The organism is Pseudomonas rhodesiae (assembly GCF_007858255.1).
Taxonomy (GTDB): domain Bacteria; phylum Pseudomonadota; class Gammaproteobacteria; order Pseudomonadales; family Pseudomonadaceae; genus Aquipseudomonas; species Aquipseudomonas rhodesiae.
Window position 1 is genome coordinate 47,709 of record NZ_VFEU01000005.1, and the last position, 21,355, is coordinate 69,063.

Annotated in this window: 21 protein-coding genes; 7 read left to right on the forward strand and 14 right to left on the reverse strand. The window is 60.2% G+C overall.

The window, feature by feature from the left end:
- Positions 1-5: 5 nt before the first annotated feature.
- Positions 6-1,187 (forward strand): aminotransferase class V-fold PLP-dependent enzyme, encoded by a 1,182-nt coding sequence (locus FIV35_RS09215; RefSeq protein WP_034139097.1) that lies wholly within the window; start codon positions 6-8, stop codon positions 1,185-1,187.
- A gap of 101 nt (positions 1,188-1,288) precedes the next feature.
- On the opposite strand, the gene FIV35_RS09220 is transcribed toward FIV35_RS09215, so the two are convergent.
- The 3 genes from FIV35_RS09220 to zwf are packed head-to-tail and all read right to left on the reverse strand — an operon-like array spanning position 1,289 to position 4,138.
- Positions 1,289-1,954 carry a bifunctional 4-hydroxy-2-oxoglutarate aldolase/2-dehydro-3-deoxy-phosphogluconate aldolase gene (locus FIV35_RS09220; protein ID WP_034139098.1) on the reverse strand — a complete coding sequence of 222 codons (666 nt, stop codon included), beginning with the start codon at positions 1,952-1,954 and terminating at the stop codon, positions 1,289-1,291.
- Between the two features lie 17 nt (positions 1,955-1,971).
- The gene (gene pgl / locus FIV35_RS09225; RefSeq protein WP_034100055.1) at positions 1,972-2,685 is read right to left on the reverse strand and encodes a 6-phosphogluconolactonase; all 714 of its coding nucleotides are present in this window, start codon (positions 2,683-2,685) and stop codon (positions 1,972-1,974) included.
- Complete coding sequence (gene zwf, locus FIV35_RS09230) at positions 2,672-4,138, reverse strand: glucose-6-phosphate dehydrogenase (RefSeq protein WP_034100057.1); 1,467 nt, start codon at positions 4,136-4,138, stop codon at positions 2,672-2,674. The genes pgl and zwf overlap by 14 nt, the downstream gene beginning before the upstream one ends.
- A gap of 219 nt (positions 4,139-4,357) precedes the next feature.
- On the opposite strand from zwf, the gene FIV35_RS09235 reads away from it, so the two are divergent.
- The gene (locus FIV35_RS09235; RefSeq protein ID WP_169868275.1) at positions 4,358-5,218 is read left to right on the forward strand and encodes a MurR/RpiR family transcriptional regulator; all 861 of its coding nucleotides are present in this window, start codon (positions 4,358-4,360) and stop codon (positions 5,216-5,218) included.
- Between the two features lie 114 nt (positions 5,219-5,332).
- On the opposite strand, the gene FIV35_RS09240 is transcribed toward FIV35_RS09235, so the two are convergent.
- The 10 genes from FIV35_RS09240 to FIV35_RS09285 all read right to left on the reverse strand — a co-directional run bounded on the left by FIV35_RS09240 (position 5,333) and on the right by FIV35_RS09285 (position 16,384).
- Positions 5,333-6,178 (reverse strand): D-hexose-6-phosphate mutarotase, encoded by an 846-nt coding sequence (locus FIV35_RS09240; RefSeq protein WP_034114960.1) that lies wholly within the window; start codon positions 6,176-6,178, stop codon positions 5,333-5,335.
- Between the two features lie 97 nt (positions 6,179-6,275).
- Positions 6,276-7,622 (reverse strand): carbohydrate porin, encoded by a 1,347-nt coding sequence (locus FIV35_RS09245; RefSeq protein WP_034139099.1) that lies wholly within the window; start codon positions 7,620-7,622, stop codon positions 6,276-6,278.
- Between the two features lie 87 nt (positions 7,623-7,709).
- Entirely contained in the window at positions 7,710-8,870 is a 1,161-nt protein-coding gene (locus FIV35_RS09250) for an ABC transporter ATP-binding protein (protein ID WP_034139100.1), read from the reverse strand.
- Positions 8,871-8,872: 2 nt separating this feature from the next.
- Positions 8,873-9,718, reverse strand: coding sequence for a carbohydrate ABC transporter permease (locus tag FIV35_RS09255; protein ID WP_034100067.1), 846 nt, complete (start codon positions 9,716-9,718; stop codon positions 8,873-8,875).
- Positions 9,711-10,619 (reverse strand): carbohydrate ABC transporter permease, encoded by a 909-nt coding sequence (locus FIV35_RS09260; RefSeq protein ID WP_034100069.1) that lies wholly within the window; start codon positions 10,617-10,619, stop codon positions 9,711-9,713. Before FIV35_RS09260 ends, FIV35_RS09255 begins: the two co-directional genes overlap by 8 nt.
- Before the next feature lie 99 nt (positions 10,620-10,718).
- Positions 10,719-12,005, reverse strand: coding sequence for an ABC transporter substrate-binding protein (locus FIV35_RS09265; RefSeq protein WP_034139101.1), 1,287 nt, complete (start codon positions 12,003-12,005; stop codon positions 10,719-10,721).
- Between the two features lie 104 nt (positions 12,006-12,109).
- Positions 12,110-13,369: a D-mannose isomerase gene (locus FIV35_RS09270; RefSeq protein WP_034139102.1), complete on the reverse strand. Its 1,260-nt coding sequence runs from the start codon at positions 13,367-13,369 to the stop codon at positions 12,110-12,112.
- A gap of 115 nt (positions 13,370-13,484) precedes the next feature.
- On the reverse strand, positions 13,485-14,312 hold the full coding sequence (locus tag FIV35_RS09275) for an ATPase (RefSeq protein WP_034114963.1): 828 nt from the start codon (positions 14,310-14,312) through the stop codon (positions 13,485-13,487).
- Positions 14,313-14,439: 127 nt separating this feature from the next.
- Positions 14,440-15,438 carry an NAD-dependent epimerase/dehydratase family protein gene (locus tag FIV35_RS09280; RefSeq protein ID WP_034139103.1) on the reverse strand — a complete coding sequence of 333 codons (999 nt, stop codon included), beginning with the start codon at positions 15,436-15,438 and terminating at the stop codon, positions 14,440-14,442.
- A 52-nt stretch (positions 15,439-15,490) separates the two neighbouring features.
- A complete protein-coding gene (locus FIV35_RS09285) occupies positions 15,491-16,384 on the reverse strand; it encodes a LysR family transcriptional regulator ArgP (RefSeq protein WP_034100077.1) in 894 nt (297 codons plus the stop codon).
- 98 nt (positions 16,385-16,482) lie between these two features.
- On the opposite strand from FIV35_RS09285, the gene FIV35_RS09290 reads away from it, so the two are divergent.
- The 4 genes from FIV35_RS09290 (at position 16,483) to FIV35_RS09305 (ending at position 18,715) form a co-directional block, all read left to right on the forward strand.
- Positions 16,483-16,884 carry an ACT domain-containing protein gene (locus FIV35_RS09290; protein ID WP_034139104.1) on the forward strand — a complete coding sequence of 134 codons (402 nt, stop codon included), beginning with the start codon at positions 16,483-16,485 and terminating at the stop codon, positions 16,882-16,884.
- 5 nt (positions 16,885-16,889) lie between these two features.
- Positions 16,890-17,489 carry a LysE/ArgO family amino acid transporter gene (locus FIV35_RS09295; RefSeq protein ID WP_034139105.1) on the forward strand — a complete coding sequence of 200 codons (600 nt, stop codon included), beginning with the start codon at positions 16,890-16,892 and terminating at the stop codon, positions 17,487-17,489.
- A 178-nt stretch (positions 17,490-17,667) separates the two neighbouring features.
- Positions 17,668-18,264, forward strand: a complete 597-nt coding sequence (locus tag FIV35_RS09300; protein ID WP_003212997.1) for a superoxide dismutase — start codon at positions 17,668-17,670, stop codon at positions 18,262-18,264.
- A gap of 229 nt (positions 18,265-18,493) precedes the next feature.
- Complete coding sequence (locus FIV35_RS09305) at positions 18,494-18,715, forward strand: hypothetical protein (protein WP_034139106.1); 222 nt, start codon at positions 18,494-18,496, stop codon at positions 18,713-18,715.
- Positions 18,716-18,920: 205 nt separating this feature from the next.
- Here the strand turns inward: FIV35_RS09305 and FIV35_RS09310 are convergent, their stop codons facing one another.
- Positions 18,921-19,100, reverse strand: a complete 180-nt coding sequence (locus tag FIV35_RS09310) for a hypothetical protein (RefSeq protein ID WP_146374963.1) — start codon at positions 19,098-19,100, stop codon at positions 18,921-18,923.
- Between the two features lie 187 nt (positions 19,101-19,287).
- Between FIV35_RS09310 and FIV35_RS09315 the strand changes: the two genes are divergently transcribed.
- A complete protein-coding gene (locus FIV35_RS09315; RefSeq protein WP_034100084.1) occupies positions 19,288-21,339 on the forward strand; it encodes a putative bifunctional diguanylate cyclase/phosphodiesterase in 2,052 nt (683 codons plus the stop codon).
- Positions 21,340-21,355: the final 16 nt, after the last annotated feature.

Genomic DNA, 21,355 nt, shown 5'->3' on the forward strand with positions numbered 1-21,355 from the left:
CACCCATGCCCAGCAACGCCCAAAACGAAGCGCATTGGCAAGCAATCGCTCAACGCTATGACTGCGAGCCAGGCCCCATCAATCTTGAGAACGGTTACTTCGGCCGCATGAGCCGGGCGGTGCAGGCCCAGTACCTGGAGCATGTGGCGTTTATCAACCGCAGCAATGCGGTGTATGTGCGCCAGCGTTTCGAACAGGGCGAAAACATCGAGATCCGGCGCCAGCTCGCCGCCTTGATAGAGGTGGAACCCGAGTCGGTGGCATTCACCCGCAACGCCACCGAAGCCTTGCAGTCGCTGATCCGCAACTACAACCGCCTGCAACCGGGTGACCAAGTGCTGATCAGCGATCTGGAGTACGACACGGTAAAGGGCGCGATGCGCTGGCTGGCGGCGCATCGCGGTGTGGAGGTTATCGAACTGTCCCACACCCATCCGGCCAGTTTCGACAGCCTGCTACAGACCTATCGCGATGCCTTCGCCCAATGCCCGCGTCTCAAGCTGATGGCCCTGACCCACGTTACCCATCGCACCGGGCTGGTAATGCCAGTGGCCGCCATTGCTCAGGCAGCACGGACGCACGGTGTTGACGTGATCCTCGACGGTGCCCACGCCCTTGGCCAGATCGACTTCAACTTGGCCGATCTGGGCATCCAGTTCGCCGGGTTCAACCTGCACAAATGGATCGGCGCACCGTTGACCCTGGGCTTCCTGTACATCGCTCCCGAGCGCCTGGCCGATATCGACCCGGACATGGGCGAGCTCCACTACCCCATCACCGATGTACGCGCGCGGACGTCCTACAGCACGCCGAATTTTCCGGCGCTGATGACCTTGCCACTGGTATTGGATGAGCATCGGGCACTGGGTGGCGCGGCTGCCAAAGGTGCGCGGGTCAATTACCTGCGGGATACATGGGTGAGCCAGGTAAGGTCATTGCCGGGGATCGAGGTGCTGACGCCGGATGATCCGAGGCTGTATTGCGGGATTAGTGCTTTCAAGTTCGGCGGTCGGGACCAGCAGGCGATGGCGGACCGTTTGCTCAAGGACTACAACCTCTTCACCACGACCCGTGTTGGGGCCTCGTTCGGGACGTGTATTCGGATCACCCCCGGGTTGGTCACCTCGGTGGCGGACATCCATCATCTGGTCACTGCCATCGGCGAACTGCACCGCAGCCCTCTATAAAAGCAGGCGCAGGTTTATTGCAGGCAAAAAAAAGCGGTACACCGACCAAGTGCACCGCAAAAATGCCGTTAAGCACAGCAACAACGATTCGGTAAATCAGATCAATCCAACAGCGCCAGGGCCTGGGCGGTAACTTCCTGGATGCGTGCCCAGTCGCCGTTCTTGATCCACTCTGGGTCGAGCATCCAGCTGCCGCCCACGCACATCACGTTTTTCAACGCCATGTAGCTTTTGATATTGGCCGGGCCGACGCCGCCGGTCGGGCAGAATTTCACTTCGCCGAACGGGCCGCCCAGGGCCTTGATTGCCGCTACGCCACCGCTGACTTCAGCGGGGAACAATTTGAAACGACGGTAGCCCAGGCCATAGCCTTCCATGATGCCGGACGCATTGCTGATACCCGGCAACAGCGGGATCGGGCTGTGCACCGAGGCTTCCAGCAGGTCGCGGGTAATCCCGGGGGTGACGATAAACTGCGAGCCGGCCACTTCCGCAGCCTCCAGCATGTGCCGATCCAACACGGTGCCGGCGCCGGTGCACAGTTCAGGGCGCTGCTCGCGCAGCACCTGAATGGCCTTGAGGCCGAACTCCGAACGCAGGGTTACTTCCAGCGCCGTCAGGCCGCCGGCCGCCAGGGCATCGGCCAGGGGCAGAATGTCCTGTTCGCGGGCGATGGTGATCACCGGCAGGATCCGCGCCTTGGCGCAGAGGCTGTCGATCAAGGCAACTTTATCCGCCATGGACACGGTCGGTTGAGGGCTTTTCATAGCGGCTGATCCTTGGCTCATGGGCACCAGTAAATCTCTAAAGTAGGTTGCAGAAACGCGCGAATCGGCATGGCGGCGACGTCGTCACTGGCCAGCGCGGCGCTCAAAGTGGTCAATTTCGAACTGCCGGAGATCGACAGCACGGTGTAGCGGGCCGTGGCCAGCAACGCGCGACTCATGGTCAGGCGCTGGTGCGGCACGGTCGGCGCCAGCATGGGCCAGCAACGGCGGGTACCGTCGGGCTGCAGGGCTTCGTTCAGGTTCGGGCTGTTGGGAAACAGCGACGCGGTGTGGCCGTCATCGCCCATGCCCAGCACCAGCACATCGATGGCGGGCAGTTCGGCCAGCAGGCGATCGGCCTGCTCGGCAGCCTCTTCCAGGTTCGCGGTGGCGCTGTACAAACTGAGGAACCGCGCCTTGGCGGCCGGGCCCTGCAGCAGATATTTCTTCAATAGGCCGGCATTGCTGTCGGCATGCTCTACCGGCACCCAGCGCTCATCGGCGAGGGTGATGGTGACCTTGGACCAGTCCAGGCCCTGCTTGGCCAGGTTCTGGAAAAACGCCACCGGGCTGCGCCCACCGGACACCACCAGCGTCGCTTCGCCACGGGCGCTGATGGCCGTGCGCAATTGTTCGGCCACATCGTTGGCCAAACCGTCCGCCAGCAACGCAGGCGTACGGTACTCATGGGCGCTGACGCCCTGCGGCAGTTTCAATTCAGATATCGCCATACCATGACCTCCCATCCCGCGTGATCAGTGCAATGGAGCTCATCGGCCCCCAGGAGCCCGCCGCATACGGCTTGGGCGCATCACCGGATTTTTTCCAACCGGCGATCAACTGGTCACACCACTTCCACGCGGCTTCGATTTCATCTTTGCGAACAAACAGGTTCTGATTGCCGCGCATCACTTCCAACAGCAAACGCTCGTAGGCATCGGGAATGCGCGTACTGCGGTAGGTGTCGGAAAAATTCAGTTGCAGCGGGCCGCTGCGCAGTTGCATGCCTTTGTCCAGGCCCTGCTCCTTCGTCATCACACGCAAGGAAATCCCTTCGTCCGGTTGCAGGCGGATGATCAGTTTGTTGCTGATCTGCAAGCGCTGCTCGGGGGCGAAGATATAGTGGGACGGTTCCTTGAAGTGGATAACGATCTGCGACAGCTTTTGCGGCATGCGCTTGCCGGTACGCAGGTAGAACGGCACACCGGCCCAACGCCAGTTACGGATATCGGCACGCAAGGCGACGAACGTTTCGGTGTCGCTCTGGGTGTTGGAGTTTTCTTCTTCCAGGTATCCCGGCACCGGCTTGCCGGCGCTGTAGCCGGCGATGTACTGGCCACGCACCACTTGGGTGGTAAGGCCGTCCGGGCTGATCGGCGCCAGGGCCTTGAGCACCTTGACCTTCTCGTCACGGATGCTGTCGGCGGACAGGTCGGCCGGTGGGTCCATGGCGATCAGGCAAAGCAGCTGCAACAGGTGATTCTGGATCATGTCCCGCAGTTGGCCGGCTTTGTCGAAATAACCCCAACGACCTTCGATGCCCACTTGCTCCGCCACGGTAATTTCTACGTGGGAAATGTAGTGCTGGTTCCACTGGGTCTCGAACAGGCTGTTGGCAAAACGCAGCGCAATCAGGTTTTGAACGGTCTCTTTGCCCAGGTAATGGTCGATGCGGTAGGTGCGGTTTTCCGGGAAAAACTGCGCCACGGCGTCGTTGACCTTGCGCGAGGACTCCAGGTCCGAACCGATGGGTTTTTCCAGCACCACGCGGGTGTTGTCCGCCAGGCCGACCTTGGACAAATTTTCGCAGATCGCGCCATACACCGCCGCCGGAGTGGCGAAGTAGGCGATCAGGCGTTGTTCGGTGCCGGCTTTTTCAGCCAGGGCCACGTAGTCGTCGGCTTTCATAAAGTCGACATGGACGTAGGTCAGACGCGCCAGGAAACGCTGGGCGATGCTGTCGTCCAGTTCCTTGCCGACGTATTTACGCAGTTCTTTTTCGATATGGGCCAGGTGCTGCTGCTCGGAGCCGGCTTCACGGGCCAGGGCCAGGATGCGCGTGTCTTCGTGCAACAGACCTGCACCATCCAGCTGATAGAGGGCAGGAAATAACTTGCGTAGCGCCAGATCACCCAAGGCGCCAAACAGGGCAAAGGTGCAGGGTTCCACGGTTATCGAAGGCATGATGTTTGTTCTTTTATCAAGTTAAGCTACAAATACCTTTTTTCAAGGTATCACTCAAGGAAAAATGTAGTAATAACCACAACATTTTCCCGAAATACGCATTGCGAGTGGTGGTGTTCAGCTACCCTCAGTAGGATAGGCCACCGCAAAAGGCCGCTCGTCGATTGCTTGCCGCCCTTAATTTGCATCGTCGCCCGAAGGAAAGACTGAATGGACCGCGTGCGAAATCTTCTGGAGCAGATCCAGAGCCGCCTCGAAGACTTGAACAAGGCAGAGCGCAAAGTCGCTGAAGTCATCCTGCTCAACCCGCAGCAGGCCACACGCTTCTCGATCGCCGCCCTCGCCCAGGCCGCCTCGGTCAGTGAACCGACGGTCAACCGTTTCTGCCGTTCATTCGGCGTGAGCGGTTACCCTGAACTCAAATTGCAGTTGGCGCAAAGCCTGGCCAGTGGCGCGGCTTATGTCAGCCGCGCCGTGGAGGCCGATGATAACCCGGAGGCCTACACGCAGAAGATCTTTGGCAGTGCCATCGCCTCCTTGGACAGCGCCTGCCAGGCCCTGGACCCGAACCTGATCAGCAAGGCCGTGGACCTGCTGATCCAGGCCCGGCAGATCCACTTCTTCGGCCTCGGTGCTTCGGCCCCAGTGGCCATGGACGCCCTGCATAAGTTCTTCCGTTTCAACCTGGCGGTCACCGCCCACGCCGACGTGCTGATGCAGCGCATGATCGCCTCGGTGGCCCATACCGGTGAGCTGTTCGTGATCATTTCCTACACCGGGCGTACCCGCGAGCTGGTGGAAGTGGCGCGTATCGCACGCAGTAACGGCGCCTCGGTGCTGGGCGTGACCGCCGAGAACTCACCGTTGGCCAAGGCCAGTACGGTGAGCCTGAATATTCCACTCCCGGAAGATACGGATATCTACATGCCGATGACGTCGCGGATCATCCAACTGACCGTGCTGGATGTGCTGGCCACCGGCATGACATTGCGTCGCGGGGTGGATTTCCAGCCGCATTTGCGCAAGATCAAAGAGAGTTTGAATGACAGCCGGTATCCGGTGGGGGATGAGTTTAACTAAGCTCGAATCTCTACCAGCAGTACCGCCGCCATCGCGGGCAAGCCCGCTCCCACAGGGGAATGCGTTCCAAATGTGGGAGCGGGCTTGCCCGCGATGAGGCCATCAGCAACAACGCTAGACTCCAGCCCGAGCCTGCAAACTCAGGTGCGCCCGCTCCCCCGGCGCTAAACTGGCCCCGGCCATCGCCGACTCCACACACACAAACCCCGACGCCTCGTTAAAACTCACGCCCAACAGCGGTCGGCTGCCCGGATGCCACACCACGGTGTCGGCACTCTCGCCCGTGTCGATGCACAGTTCGCGCTGCCAGGCATGGTCCTTGAGGTGCAGTTCGCCTTCGTGCTGGAACACCCGCTGGCATCCGCCCTCTACGCGCAACTCGCCCTCCTGCTGGCACATCTGGCGGTTGAGCTGATCGTAACCTTGCGCGCCTTCGAGCCCAGACAGCGCTACCTCATCAACGTGACCAATACGCCAGTAAGCGTGCAACGCATGGCTCAACTGGCACGGCAGTTCGTCCTGATGCTCGGTGCTCAGGCGCAATTCCAAGGTAGCCCCCAAGTGCGCGTGCAGGTCCACCTGCCAGTCGCACAGTTGCAATTGCCAGTGCAGGTTCACGCCTTCGTCATCGCTGGAGCTATCGAGCAGTTTCCAGTCGATCAGGCGCGCCCAGCCATGGGACGGCCAGGCGTTTTCGCTGGGGTGACGGCCATACCATGGCCAGCACACCGGCACGCCACCACGAATGGCACCGACCTGCGGCCACTTGGCCGCGCACCACAGCCAGGGCTTCTGACCACGCGGCTGAAAATGCAACAGCTGCGCGCCCTGGCGACTGAACACCGCCTGGCACAGCGGATGATCGATCACCAACACGTCGCGCATCTGAAAGCGTTCCCAGGCGAACACTGGACGTTCGCGCAGGGATTTGAAAAAGCGTTGCAGCGGATGCTCATGCATGTGCCACGGTCCTGTATCACAGTGCTGCGCAAAAAAAAGCGGATAGCCATGGCTATCCGCAAATGCGCACAGAGAGAAGGAGCTTATCGCAACAGCGTTAGAACGTAGACTGAATTTTCAGACCCGCTACCAGCGCGTTGTCGACTTTGTCCACGCCGCCAGGCTGCACGACGTATTGCAGGTTGGGACGTACGGTCAGCCAGTTGGTAACGTGGAAGCCGTAGTTGAGTTCGAAGTTGTATTCGGTCTCACGAATCGGCGTGTACAGCGGGTTGTCATAGTCGCTGACGCCGTTAGCGGCATTGAGCAGTTCCGAGTTGCGCTTGACGTCATTGTTGACATGCAGGCGCGCGGCACCAATACCGACGTCGTCTTTTGGACGCGCATCGAATGGGCCTTTGTACACCAGCATGAGCGACTGATAGTTGTCGACCAGGTTGGTTTCCTTGTCGTGGAAAGTGGCGTTGGCTGCGATGTTCAGGCCGCGCGACGCGTCGCCGTTATGGGTGGTGAGTTGCTGCTGCGCAACGAACCAGTAGCCTTTTTTGCTGCTGCGGGTACGGAAGTCAGCGCCACTGAGGACCGCATCGCCACCGTTGACGTCTTCACGAACATCCGGAGCATCGGCGGCGCTCTTGTAGTAACCCACGCGGTATTCGCCCGGCAGGTTATTCACTTTCGGCGACCAGACCAATTCCACCGGGATTACAGTACCTTTGGTACCGCTGCCGCTGAGTTTGAAGCCGTTGCCGTGTTCAAGCTGCGACGGGTTCTGGTTGTAGGCACCGATCTGGGCATACAGCTCAGGGGTGATGTTGTACTTGACGCGGATAGCCGCCTGGCTGACTGGCCAGTTGTACCAGGTGTTGACGTAGTTACCGACCTGGGAGCCGCAGAACGACAGGTTCTGGAAGTCGCATGGGAAGGTGTTGAAGTCTTCGCCTTCACCGAAGTAGCCCAGTTTCACGTCCAACTTGTTGTCGAACATCTGGTGCTGGATCCAGAACTGGGTCAGACGCACCATATGGCCACGGCCATACACTTCTTGGGACGAACTCAGCGTGCCGGCACGCGGGTCGCCGATACGGTCGTTGGAGATGTTCTGGCCGTTACGATTGGTCAACTGGATCTTGGCCTGGGTGTTATCCCAGCCCCACAGTTTTTGCAGGTCCAGCGCCACACCCAGACCGAACTGGTCGGAGTAGCGACCGGTCTTGTCGTCGTTGTAACCACCGTGGGCGTTGTAGCCCATTTCCCCGACGTAGTCGGCCTTGATGTCGATACCTTGCTCGATCAGCTTGGTACGCTCGCCACCCCAGTCGCCGGTCATCCACTTGGAATCGGCGCTGAATGCATCGGCCGCCATCGCATTGGCGGACAATACCAGGGCTGCTGCTGCTGACAGTTGGCAGATCAGCCGAGTGTTGTTGTGTTGCTTTTTCATCCCTACATCCTCGTCTTTATTGTTATTAAACTGTTTTTATCTAACGCGGGTTACATTTTTTTTAACCAAAACAACAACTTATCTCAATCAACGGCCCTTGAACTGGGTCACGTTGTCGGCAGGCACCTGAGCAGGCAACGCGGCGACAGTGCCCAAACGCTCGCCGGTGTTGGAGTCAAACAGCAGCACCTTGGCCGGGTCGAACTGCAGGGTCAGGGTCTCCCCCACTTGCGGTGCCACATCCGGTGCCAGGCGGCAGCAGACTTTGGTGTCATTGAGCTGCACGAACACCAGGGTGTCCGGGCCGGTAGGCTCGGTAACCTGGACTTCGGCGCGAATACTCGACGAGCCATTGCCCTCCCCCGCCGCCAGCACGATTTGCTCCGGGCGCAGGCCCAGGATCACATCGCGGTCTTCCAGACCGGCGTCGTTCATCCCCAGCGGCAATTCGCAACGGGCCTGGCCGCTGTCGAGCAGCGCTACCAACTTCCCGTCTTTGCGTTTTAGACGCATAGGAACGAAGTTCATCGGTGGTGAACCGATAAAGCTTGCCACAAACAGGTTAGCCGGGTCGTTGTAAATTTCCTTCGGCGTGCCGAATTGCTGGATGATGCCGTCCTTCATCACCGCCACTTTGTCGCCCAGGGTCATCGCTTCGATCTGGTCGTGGGTCACGTAGACCGTGGTGGTCTTGAGGCGCTGGTGCATCAGCTTCATTTCGGTGCGCATCTCGACCCGCAGCTTGGCGTCGAGGTTGGACAGCGGTTCGTCGAACAGGTAGATCTTCGGCCGACGCGCCAGGGCACGGCCCATGGCCACGCGCTGTTGCTGACCGCCGGAGAGCTGGCCCGGCTTGCGGTTGAGCAAATGTTCGATCTGCAGCAGCTTGGCCACGCGCGCCACTTCGGCGTCGATATCGGCCTGGGGCATCTTGCGGATTTTCAGGCCGAACTCGATGTTCTCGCGCACGCTCATGGTTGGGTACAGGGCGTAGGACTGGAACACCATGGCGATGTCGCGATCCTTGGGGCTCATGCCGCTGACGTCCTGATCACCGATCATGATCGCGCCACCGGTGATGGTCTCCAGGCCCGCGATGCAGTTCATCAGCGTGGATTTACCGCAACCCGATGGGCCGACCAGGATCAGAAACTCGCCTTCCTTGATCGACAGTTCGATGTTCTTCAAGGTGTCGGGCAGGCCGGGGCCATAGGTCTTGTTTACATTGCGAAGTTCGAGCGTAGCCATGATTACCCCTTGACCGCGCCGGCCGTGAGGCCGCGCACGAAATACTTGCCTGCGATCACATAGACCAGCAGGGTCGGCAGCCCGGCGATCATCGCCGCCGCCATATCCACGTTATATTCCTTGGCCCCGGTGCTGGTGTTGACCAGGTTGTTCAGCGCCACGGTGATGGGCTGGGAGTCGCCACTGGAGAACACCACACCGAACAGGAAGTCGTTCCAGATCTGAGTGAACTGCCAGATCAGGCAGACCATGATGATCGGCGTCGACATCGGCAGAATGATCCTACGGAAAATCGTGAAGAACCCCGCACCGTCTAGGCGTGCGGCCTTCACCAGTGCATCCGGAATGCTGACGTAGTAGTTACGGAAGAACAGTGTGGTGAACGCCAGGCCATAGACCACATGCACGAACACCAGACCGGTAGTGGTGCTGGCCAGGCCCATCTTGCCCAGGGTGAACGACGCCGGCAGCAGCACGGTCTGGAACGGCAGGAAGCAGCCGAACAGCAACAGGCCGAAGAACAACTGCGAACCACGGAAGCGCCACATCGACAGCACGTAACCGTTCAACGCGCCGATGGCGGTGGAAATCAGCACCGCAGGCACGGTGATCTTGATCGAGTTCCAGAAGTAACCATCCACGGTGGCCCAGGCCTTGACCCAGCCGATACCGCTGACCACGGTGGGCCAGCTCAGCAAGTTACCGGTGCTGATGTCTTCGGGGGTTTTGAAACTGGTCAGCAACATCACCACCAGCGGTACCAGGTACAGCAACACCGCCAGGATCAGCACCGCGTAGATCGCGATGCGACTCAGGCTGATGGAAGGTTTGGCAGCGAGACTAGTCATGACGCTTGGTCCTCAGCTCGGAGTACAGGTACGGCACGATGATCGCGAGGATCGCACCGAGCATCAGGATGGCACTGGCCGAGCCCATGCCCATCTGGCCACGGCTGAACGTGAACGAGTACATGAACATCGCGGGCAGGTCGGACGAGTAGCCCGGGCCGCCGGCGGTCATAGCCGCCACCAGGTCGAAGCTCTTGATCGCAATGTGCGCCAGGATCATCACCGCACTGAAGAACACTGGGCGCAGGCTCGGCAGCACCACGCTCCAATAAATACGCGGCATGCTCGCACCGTCGATCTGGGCGGCACGGATGATCGACTGATCAACGCCGCGCAGGCCGGCGAGGAACATCGCCATGATGAAACCGGAGGCTTGCCACACGGCGGCGATGACCAGGCAGTAGACCACGCGGTCCGGGTCGATCAGCCAATCCAGACGGAAGCCTTCCCAGCCCCAGTCACGCAGGAGTTTGTCCAGGCCCATGCCCGGGTTGAGCAGCCATTTCCAGGCCGTACCGGTAACGATCATCGAGAGCGCCATCGGGTACAGGTAAATGGTGCGGATAAAGCCTTCGCGACGGATACGCTGGTCGAGGAACACCGCCAGCAGCACGCCGATCACCAGGGTAATACCGATGAACATCCCACCGAACACGGCCAGGTTCTTGCTCGCCACCCACCAGCGGTCGTTGTCGAACAGACGCTGGTATTGGGCAAGACCGGCCCACTTGTAGTTGGGCAGGAACGTGGACGTGGTGAACGACAGCACAAACGTCCAAAGGATGTAGCCATAGAAGCCGACCAACACGATGAACATGCTGGGCGCTAGCACCAGTTTAGGTAGCCAGCGCTGCAATGCATCGAACGGCGAGGCCTTGCTGAACACAGCAACAGAACTCATGGGGAAATCCAATAATAAGACTGAAGGCAGCTACAAGCGGCAAGCGTCAAGACATACCGCCCCGCTTGCAGCTTGCAGCTTGTAGCTTGTAGCTAGTTCCTACTTGGCAGACTTGATCGCAGCGCCGAGTTTCTTGGCGGTGTCGGCCGGGTCGGCTTTCGGGTCGTTGATGTAGTTGGTCACGACATCGAAGAACGCGCCTTGCACAGCCAGGGTGGTGGCCATGTTGTGGGCCATGCTTGGTTGCAGGCCGCCGGTCTTGGCATCAGCCAGGAAGTCCTTGGCTGCAGTTTGGGCGCAGGAGTCGAAGCCGAGCTTGTCCATTTCATTGAGCATGTCGGTTCGAACAGGGATCGAACCCTTGTTGATGCTGAAGACTTTCTGGAAGTTTTCACCCAGCACGACTTTGGCAATGTCCTGCTGACCGGCCGCAGTGCCTTTGTCTTTCTGCTTGAACACCGCCAGGGAGTCGATGTTGTAGGTGAAGGCTTTGTCGGTACCTGGGAAGGCTACGCACTCGTAATCCTTGCCGGCGACTTTCTTGGCGGCGGTCCACTCGGACTTGGCCCAGTCACCCATGATCTGCATACCGGCCTTGCCGTTGATGACTTTGCCGGCTTCCAGGTTCCAGTCCTGGCCTTTGCCGTCGACATCCATGTAGGTCGCGACTTTCTTCAGCTCAGTCAGGGCCTTGACCATTTCCGGGCCGGTCAGCGCGGCGTTATCCAGGTCGACCAGGGCTTTCTTGTAGCCATCGGCGCCCATCACCGAGAGCACCACCGCTTCAAACACGGTGCTGTCCTGCCAAGGCTGGCCACCGTGGGCGAGCGGAATGAAACCCGCGGCCTTGAGCTTGTCGCCCGCTGCGTAGAATTCTTCGAGGGTGGTCGGGTTCTTGGTGATGCCGGCTTTCTTGAAGACTTGCGGGTTGATCCACAGCCAGTTCACACGGTGGATATTGACCGGTACGGCGACATAGTCACCTTCGTACTTCACGGTATCGGAGACTTTTTTGTCGAGCAGCGAATCCCACTTTTCTTCTTTAGCGACGTCTTTGAGCACGTCGGTGTCGAGCAGGCCGGTGGACGCCCACTCCTGGATGTCGGGGCCTTTGATCTGGGCTACGCCCGGTGGGTTGCCGGCGACGGCGCGGCTTTTGAGCACGGTCATGGCAGTCGCGCCACCACCGCCGGCGACGGCTCCGTCTTTCCAGGTGAAACCGTCTTTCTCAACTTGGGCCTTCAGGACATCCACAGCCGCTTTTTCGCCACCCGAGGTCCACCAATGCACCACTTCAACCGTACCTTTGGAGTCGGCGGCAAATGCACTGAGGGGGAACAACGAGGCAAGGGAAATAGCAACGGCGAGGCGATTAATCGCGTTCATCTGAGTACCTTTTTTTGTTGTTATGCATGCAAGTCTTAGGCTTGCGCTGCACGGAGTTTAAACATGGATTTTTGGGGCGCAGGTAACAAAGGGATGCACAAACGTCACCACTTGGTGACATAGCTTCCGGCGCTCAAGGCGCTGGTCATGCTGGGCGCCAGCGGCAGCGCAGGCAGCACCACCGCTTGCCAGGCATGGTACAGGTCTGGCTTGCCGCCCCAAATCTTGCTGCTGGGTTGGTTATGTGGGCTGAGCTCGTGGTGCCAACTGCCCTGCACGCGGTCGATAAAGTGGCTGTCGCAGAATTCCCAGATCCGCCGGTACCAGGTTTCGTAGTGCAACTCGCCGGTGCGCTTGAGCAGGGCCTGGGCGGCGGCGCTGGCTTCAGCGTGGGTCCAGTGCAGGCGCTCGCGCACCACCGGGCGATGGTTCCAGTCCAGGGTGTAGACAATTCCCGGCGCACCGTCCACAGACCAGGCGTATTCGCTGGCACTGGCGAACAGGCCCTTGGCGTCACCCAGCAGCCACGCGGGGGTGGGCAACCCGGCATGCAGGCGCGCGGCCTCAAGGTGCAGCACCAGCCGCGCCCATTCGAAACCATGGCCGGGGGTGATGCCATAGGGGCGGAAACCATCGGCGGGGTTGTCTTCGTTGTAGGCCCGCAGGGGTTGCCAATGGGCGTCGAAGTGTTCGATCACCATGAATTGACTGCCGGCGGCATGCTGGTGAATCAATCGCTCGACGATCCGCAGCGCGCGGTCCAGCCAGCGCGTATCGCCGGTGACATCGGCCAGGGCGAGGAAGGCTTCGGTAGCGTGCATATTGCTGTTGGCGCCGCGATAGGCCTCCAGCCCGCTCCAGTCCTGGGCAAAGGATTCGAGCATCACGCCCTCCTCTTCGCTCCAGAAAAACTGGTCGATGATATGGATCGCATCGGTGAGCAACTGCTGCGCGCCGGGCGCACCGACCACCACCGCAGAACTGGCGGCCAGCGCCACGAATGCGTGCAGGTAGGCGGCTTTACCTCGGTTGCCATCCAATGCACGAGGCGTGGCGAACCAGCCGCCGTGTTCAGGGTCCCGCAACGGGCCGCTTAGGGCCGCAACGCCATGAGCCACCAGCTCGGCGTAACCGGGCAAGCCCATGGCATGGGCCATGGCGAAGCTGTGGGTCATGCGGGCGGTGTTCATGGTTTCGGCGTGAGCGTCGGCGGGCAATCGGCCGGTAGCGTCCAGGTTGCCGAAACCGTCGGGCAGCCGCGAGGCTTTGGCGAATGTCAGCAGGCGCTGGCCTTCGGCGGCGAGCCAAGCGTGATGGGCAGGTGCGTTCAGCCAACTGCTGGCGGGCAGTGGTTGGGTGGTCATGGGGGCGGCCCTTATTGTTTTTTGTGGGATGACCGGAGTCTAAACAAGGGCCTTGCAGGGGCATGTAACGAAGGGGATAGGAAATGTCACCAGACGGTGACATTTCCTCAAGCGATTATTGCGTCGGTGCGGCGATCTGGCGCTGCAGGTTCTGCACCTGGCTTTGCAGGGTGGTGATATTGCGCGTGGTCTGGATGCGGAACACATCGAATTCCTTGTTGGTGGGCGCATCACTGTTGAGTGGCTGAGTCTCCTGCGCACTCTTGAGCACCACCAGGTCCTGCTCAAGGCGGGCAATGGCGGCGCTTGGGTTACCCTGCTTTTTCAGCGCGGCAACGTCGGCGACCAGGTCCTTGATCTCGGCGTCGCGCTTGGCGGTATCGCCCTGGGCGGCCTTGAGCGTCGCTACGGCGTCGGTGAGGGCTTGCACCTGGCCTTGCAACTTGGCATTGGCGTTGGACAAGTCGGTGGTGCTGGCCGTCATCTGTGCCAGGCGCTTGTCCAGCTCGGTGGCCTGGCCGGCCACGCCGAGTTGCTGCTTGCCCTGCTCCAGCAATTGCTTTTCCAACTGCTGGATCTGCAATTTCAACGCTTCGCTGCCGTTGTTCACATTGGCTTCACTGGCCACAACCTTGCCGGAAATGTCCTGCAAGCGCCCGGCCGCTTCTTCGCTGATGCGGGCAAAGCTCTCCTGGGTGGCAACCAATTGCTGGCCCATCAGGGAAATCTGCTGGAAGCTCCACCAGGCCAGGCCGGCGAAGGCGATCAGCAGCGCGCCGATCAAGGCCCACAACGGCCCGGTATTGGCGCTCTTGACCTTGACCACCGGCGTCGTGCGCGAACGCACCGAGGTGGCCGGGGTGGGTTCGAAATCATCGTCGTCCCCAAGGTCGGCCCGCAGGCTGGGAACGTTGTCGAAATCGTCGTTGGCATCGTTACGCATGGATCAACCCTGAATCATTGAAATGGCTGGCTGGAACGCCGAGCGACGGCAGTATAAACCGCCACCCCGCCGCACTGATCGACCGGGAACCCCACATTCGGTTCCCGGTGTGTTGCCGCTTGTGACCTTACCGAGTGCCCGGATCCTGAGCCTTCCACCAGCCGCAGAACTCGTCGAGGGCGGTCCACAGGCTGACCTTGGGCTCATAGTCCAGATAATGCCTGGCCCGACTGATGTCGAGGGTGAAATCTTTGTTCATGACCTGCATCCCCAGGCGCGACAAGGCAGGCTCCGGTCGACCGGGCCAGATCGCGCAGAATGCCTCGTTCAACGCTGCCACGCTGTAGGACAAACCGTAGGAACGATACCGTGTGACCTGGGGCAACTGCATTTGGCGCATCACATAGTTCACCACATCCCACACCGGCACCGGCGCGCCATTACTGATGTTGTAGGCCTTGCCCAGTGCCGAGCCGGTGGCAAGCAGACTGCTTAGCAGCGCTTCATTAAGGTTGTGCACGCTGGTGAAGTCGACCTTGTTCAGGCCGTCGCCGACGATCGCCAGGCGGTTCTTGCGCTGCATGTTCAGCAAGCGCGGGAAGATGCTCATATCGCCGGCCCCCGTCACGAAGCGCGGGCGCAGCGCCAGCACCTCAAGACCGAACTCCTGGGCGCCGAACACTTTTTGTTCCGCCAGGTATTTGGTAGCGGCATAGGGATGCTTGAAGCGCTTGGGCACTTGCTCTTCAGTCAGGCCCAAGTGGTCGCGGCCGTCAAAGTAGATCGACGGCGAGGACAAATGCACCAGACGCCGGACCCGCTCCTTGAGGCAGGCTTCGACCACGTTTTCGGTGACCAGCACATTGCCTTGATGGAAGTCCTGATACTTGCCCCACAGCCCCACGGCGCCGGCGCAGTGCACCACGGCCTCCACGTCTCGGCACAGGTCGCGCACCAGGTCGGCGTCATTCAGATCACCTTGGATAAACTCGGCGCCACGCCGCACCAGGTGCTCTACACCTTCGGCGCGTCGCCCGTTGACCCGCACGTCCAGGCCCTGCTCCAGGGCAAAACGCGCAAAGCGTCCGCCGATGAAGCCGCTTGCGCCGGTGACCAGAATCTTCATGTATTACCCCGTGTTCTTTCATTTTTCATCGCGGTTGCCTTGACGCACGCCGTCAGTCCAACGGCACCAACCATTGGCCGCACGCGTGGGCCAGATGGTCGGTCAACAAGTTCAGCAATTGCCCGCCACTGCGCCAATGATGCCAGTACAACGGCACATCGATCGGCTTATCTGGCAATAACTCCACCAACACGCCTTTTTGCAACTGGTCGCGCACCTGTAATTCGGGGACGAGGCCCCAGCCCAGCCCAGCTTCCGTCAGGCGGATAAAGCCTTCGGACGAGGGGCATAAATGGTGTTCGAAACCGCCGTCCACACCGAGCGACGCCAGGTAACGGTGTTGCAGGAAATCATCCGGGCCAAACACCAGCGCCGGGGTGCGGGCCAACTGATCGGCACGCACACCGCCGGGAAAGTGCCGCGCAATAAAGGCCGGGCTGGCCAGTGCGCGATAACGCATGGCGCCAAGCAACAGGCTGCGCGCGCCGGCCACCGGACGCTCGCTGGCGCAGATGCAGGCCGCTACCTCACCGGCGCGCATGCGCTTGAGGCTGACCGCCTGGTCTTCCACCACCAGATCCAGCAGCAAGTGCTGCTCAGCGCAAAACCCACTGACCGCCTCGGCCCACCAAGTGGCCAAGCTGTCGGCATTCAAGGCGATACGCAGGCGCTCGGGCATGCCCTCTTCGTCCAGCGCCGGCACCTGACTCTGCAGGTCACGCTCCAGCAAACGCACCTGTTGCACATGGTTAAGCAGACGACGGCCGATCTCCGTGGGCGCCGGCGGCGTAGCCCGCACCAGCACTGGTTGGCCGATACGCGCTTCCAGCAGTTTGATGCGCTGGGAAATCGCCGATTGCGACACCCCCAGCACCTGCGCACCGCGTTCGAAGCCAGCCTGTTCCACTACCGCCGCCAGGGCGGACAGCAATTTATAGTCGAACATCAGTTTCTCTAATGAGCGATCAGCAATATTGGTTTTTCTTATACAGCTTGCGTCGGGAGAATAGCCAGCATTGCTTCTCTTTATAAGGAACCCCGCCTATGGCCGGCGAAACCACACTGGCAACGCTGCTGCGCAGCATGAGCCCACACCTCAATGAAGGTGACTACGTATTTTGTACCCTGCCCGACGGCCGTATCCCGCCAGCCTGCGAGGTCATCGGCAGTTTCCGTGAGCAGGAGGGCCTGACCCTCATCGTCGAACGTCAGCAGGCAGAACAGGCCGGCCTGGCGTTCGAGTACGTCGCCGCATGGATCACCCTGAACGTGCATTCGGCCCTGGAAGCCGTGGGCCTGACCGCCGCTTTCGCCAGCGCCCTGGGCAAGGCCGGCATCAGTTGCAACGTGATTGCCGGTTATTACCACGACCACCTGTTTGTCGGCCGCGCCGATGCCGAGCGCGCCATGGCTGTACTGCGCCAATTGGCGGCGACCGCGGAGTAAACCTTATGTGGCAAAGCTATCTGAACGGTCTGTTGGTCGCGCTGGGGCTGATCATGGCGATCGGCTCGCAAAACGCCTTTGTATTGGCGCAGAGCCTGCGGCGTGAACATCACTTGCCCGTGGCGGCACTGTGCGTGGTGTGCGATGCGATTCTGGTGGCCGCCGGGGTGTTCGGCCTGGCGACGGTGCTGGCGCGAAACCCGCTGCTGCTGGCGATTGCGCGCTGGGGCGGTGCCGCGTTCTTGTTGTGGTACGGCACTTTGGCGCTGCGCCGGGCGTTTTCCACGCAGAGCCTGGAGCAAGGCGGCAGTCTCAAGGTCCGCTCATTGCGCGCGGTGCTGCTGAGCGCACTGGCGGTGACATTGCTCAATCCCCATGTGTATCTGGATACCGTGTTGCTGATCGGCTCGTTGGGCGCTCAGCAAACCGAGCCTGGCGCCTATGTCGCCGGCGCCGCCAGCGCGTCGTTCCTGTGGTTCGCCACTCTCGCACTCGGCGCGGCCTGGTTGGCCCCGTGGCTGGCGCGTCCATCGACCTGGCGCCTGCTGGACCTGCTGGTGGCGATCATGATGTTCAGCGTGGCCTATCAATTGATCAGCGCGTGAGCAATATTCCAAAACGCTCTGGAACCTCTATCCCACACAGTTGTTGCGTGGTTTTGCCACACCCCCGGTGCTATGATCCTGCCCCTGCGCCGCAAAGAGTACAAACTCCCCGGCGCATGTTTGGCCGCCCGTGATCGGCCTTGCGCTCACCGCAACTGACCTGATTAGGAGAATCATCATGGCTTTCGAATTGCCGCCGCTGCCCTACGCACACGATGCCCTGCAGCCGCACATCTCCAAGGAAACCTTGGAGTACCACCACGACAAGCACCACAACACCTATGTCGTGAACCTGAACAACCTGGTGCCTGGCACCGAGTTCGAAGGCAAGACCCTGGAAGAGATCGTCAAATCCTCTTCGGGCGGCATCTTCAACAACGCCGCTCAGGTCTGGAACCACACCTTCTACTGGAACTGCCTGGCGCCAAACGCCGGCGGCCAACCTACCGGCGCACTGGCTGAAGCCATCAACGCGGCGTTCGGTTCGTTCGACAAGTTCAAGGAAGAGTTCACCAAAACCTCCGTCGGCACCTTCGGTTCCGGTTGGGGTTGGCTGGTGAAGAAGGCTGACGGTTCCCTGGCCCTGGCCAGCACCATCGGCGCCGGCAACCCGCTGACCAGCGGCGATACCCCGCTGCTGACCTGCGACGTGTGGGAACACGCTTACTACATCGACTACCGCAACGTGCGTCCAAAGTATGTGGAAGCGTTCTGGAACCTGGTCAACTGGAAGTTCGTCGCCGAGCAGTTCGAAGGCAAGACCTTTACTGCCTGAGCACCGCTTGCGGTTATAAAGCGCTCGGTGCCCCAGGCGACGTAAACAACGCCGCGAGAGCACCGGCCTATAGCAAATGCCCCGACTTGTCGGGGCATTTGCTTTTCCAGGGTAAATTCTGGAAACAGGGCGTAATCCCCTGCCCGATCAGGACAGGAACCGTGCAGTGCTGATTTGCCACGCAGTCAGTGAAGGGAATTTATCCCGATATCCTGCCGGAGAAATCACGATGACTATTGACGCAAAAGTAGCTCTTCCTTTGATAGGCGATGTGCTTAAAGAGGCACTTCCGGTGATGGGCGAACTGGTCAAGGCAATTGCACCCTTGCTTCAACCATTCGCTGACGCGGCGGCAAAGAAGATTGCCGGCGACGAAGAAAGTGCGTCAAAGCCCATCGAGTTTTCTCTCACACCAGAACCTGAAAAAAAGACTTTGACTATCACTTGGTAAACGGAGTCGCCCCCCTGCGTCCTCGCAGTGGTCGGTAAAGCGTGGGTTGAGGCAGGCGTACGCCAATCCGCCTGCCCCCATCGCTCCTTCCGAGGTGAGGTCAGCAACGCCATAGGCAAAAGGGAAATTACACACGGCGAACAAACAACGCTGCGGGCGGGTGCCCCCGCCCACTTTGTTTCGCGCTCGAAGGACGATTTCAGCGTTAGTATCTTAGCCCCGGCAGATTACCGACCAGATTAAATAGTTCTTCACCGACACGCCCAACCGTGCTAGCAGCCTGATCAACGAACGGCTTAGCGACCGTAGCAATCGCCGGCTTAACCAATGGAATCAATATCGGGGCTGCTACTGCTAGTGATGATGCTGCTGCTGCTGCTGCCATAAGTTGATTCTCCAACGTTGTATGAAAGGCGTATTCCTTTCCCACCCTACGTGGCGAATCGATACCGTCCGGTTCCACAACCTTGTCGGTTTTCGCACTTGCCCGAATGTCCCTTTGACTGCCATCACCAGATTGCCAATACTCATGGCATATTGAAGGCCACCCGCATGAGACAAGGAATGCCCCTTTGAAGCTGGAACTCAAGAACAGCTTGTCGGTGAAGTTGCTACGGGTTGTGCTGCTGTCGGCGTTGGTCGTGGGCGTGGCGCTGAGCGTGGCGCAGATCGTGTATGACGCCTACAAGACGCGCCAGGCCGTGGCCAGCGATGCCCAGCGTATCCTCGATATGTTTCGCGACCCCTCTACGCAGGCCGTGTATAGCCTGGACCGCGAGATGGGCATGCAGGTGATCGAGGGGCTGTTTCAGGACGACGCGGTGCGCATGGCCTCCATCGGCCATCCCAACGAAACCATGTTGGCGGAAAAAAGCCGCGCGTTGCAGCACGCCCCAAGCCGCTGGCTGACCGACCTCATTCTTGGCCAGGAACGCACCTTCACCACGCCCCTGGTGGGCAAGGGCCCTTACAGCGAGTACTACGGCGATCTGAGCATCACCCTCGACACCGCCACCTACGGTGAGGGATTTATCGTCAATTCGGTGATTATTTTCATTTCCGGGGTGCTGCGCGCATTGGCCATGGGGCTGGTGCTGTATCTGGTCTATCACTGGTTGCTGACCAAACCGCTGTCGCGGATTATCGAGCACCTCACATCCGTCAACCCGGACCGGCCCAGCGAACACAAAATCCCACAGCTCAAGGGCCACGAACGCAACGAACTGGGGTTGTGGATCAATACCGCCAATCAGTTGCTCGAATCCATCGAACGCAACACGCACCTGCGCCACGAAGCCGAATCCAGCCTGCTGCGCATGGCTCAGTATGACTTTCTCACCGGCCTGCCGAACCGCCAGAAACTGCAGGAGCAGCTGGACAAAATCCTGATCGACGCCGGCCGTCGTCAGCGCCGTGTCGCGGTGCTGTGTGTGGGGCTGGACGATTTTAAAAGCGTCAATGAGCAGTTCACTTACCAGGCCGGCGACAAATTGCTCCTGGCTCTGGCCGATCGCCTACGTGCCCACAGCGGGCGGCTCGGCGCCCTGGCCCGCCTGGGGGGCGATCAGTTCGCCCTGGTGCAGGCCGATATCGACCAGCCCTACGAGGCCGCCGAACTGGCGCAAAGCATCTTGGATGACCTCGAAGCGGAATTTGCCTTCGAGCACGAACAAATCCGTCTGCGCGCCACTATCGGTATCACGCTGTTCCCTGAAGATGGCGACAGCACCGAGAAGTTGCTCCAAAAAGCCGAGCAGACCATGACCCTGGCCAAGAGCCGTTCACGCAACCGTTACCAGTTCTATATCGCCAGCGTCGACAGCGAAATGCGCCGGCGCCGCGAGCTGGAAAAAGACCTGCGCGACGCCCTGAGCCGCGAGCAGTTTCACTTGGTGTATCAGCCGCAGGTCAGCTATCGCGAACAACGGGTGGTCGGCGTCGAAGCCTTGCTGCGCTGGCAGCACCCCGAGCATGGCCTGGTACCGCCGGACCTGTTCATCCCCCTGGCAGAGCAGAACGGCACCATTATTCCCATTGGCGAATGGGTGCTGGATCACGCCTGCCGGCAATTGCGCGAATGGCATGATCAGGGCTTCACCCAACTGCGCATGGCGGTCAACCTCTCGACGGTGCAGCTGCACCACGCCGAGCTGCCACGGGTGGTCAACAATCTGATGCAAATCTACCGCCTGCCGCCACGCAGCCTTGAGCTGGAGGTCACCGAGACCGGCCTGATGGAAGACATCAGCACCGCCGCCCAGCACCTGCTGAGCCTGCGGCGCTCCGGCGCCTTGATCGCTATCGATGACTTCGGCACCGGTTATTCCTCCCTGAGTTATCTCAAAAGCCTGCCGCTGGACAAGATCAAGATCGACAAGAGCTTCGTCCAGGACCTGCTGGACGATGATGACGATGCCACCATCGTGCGGGCGATCATTCAACTGGGTAAGAGCCTGGGCATGCAGGTGATCGCCGAGGGGGTGGAAACCGCCGAGCAGGAGGCTTATATCATCGCCGAGGGCTGCCACGAGGGTCAGGGTTACTACTACAGCAAACCCCTGCCGGCGCGGGAGTTGGCGGTTTTTTTGAAGCAAGTCGAGCGCAATAACGCGGCCATTCTTTGACCTGGCGAAACGATAC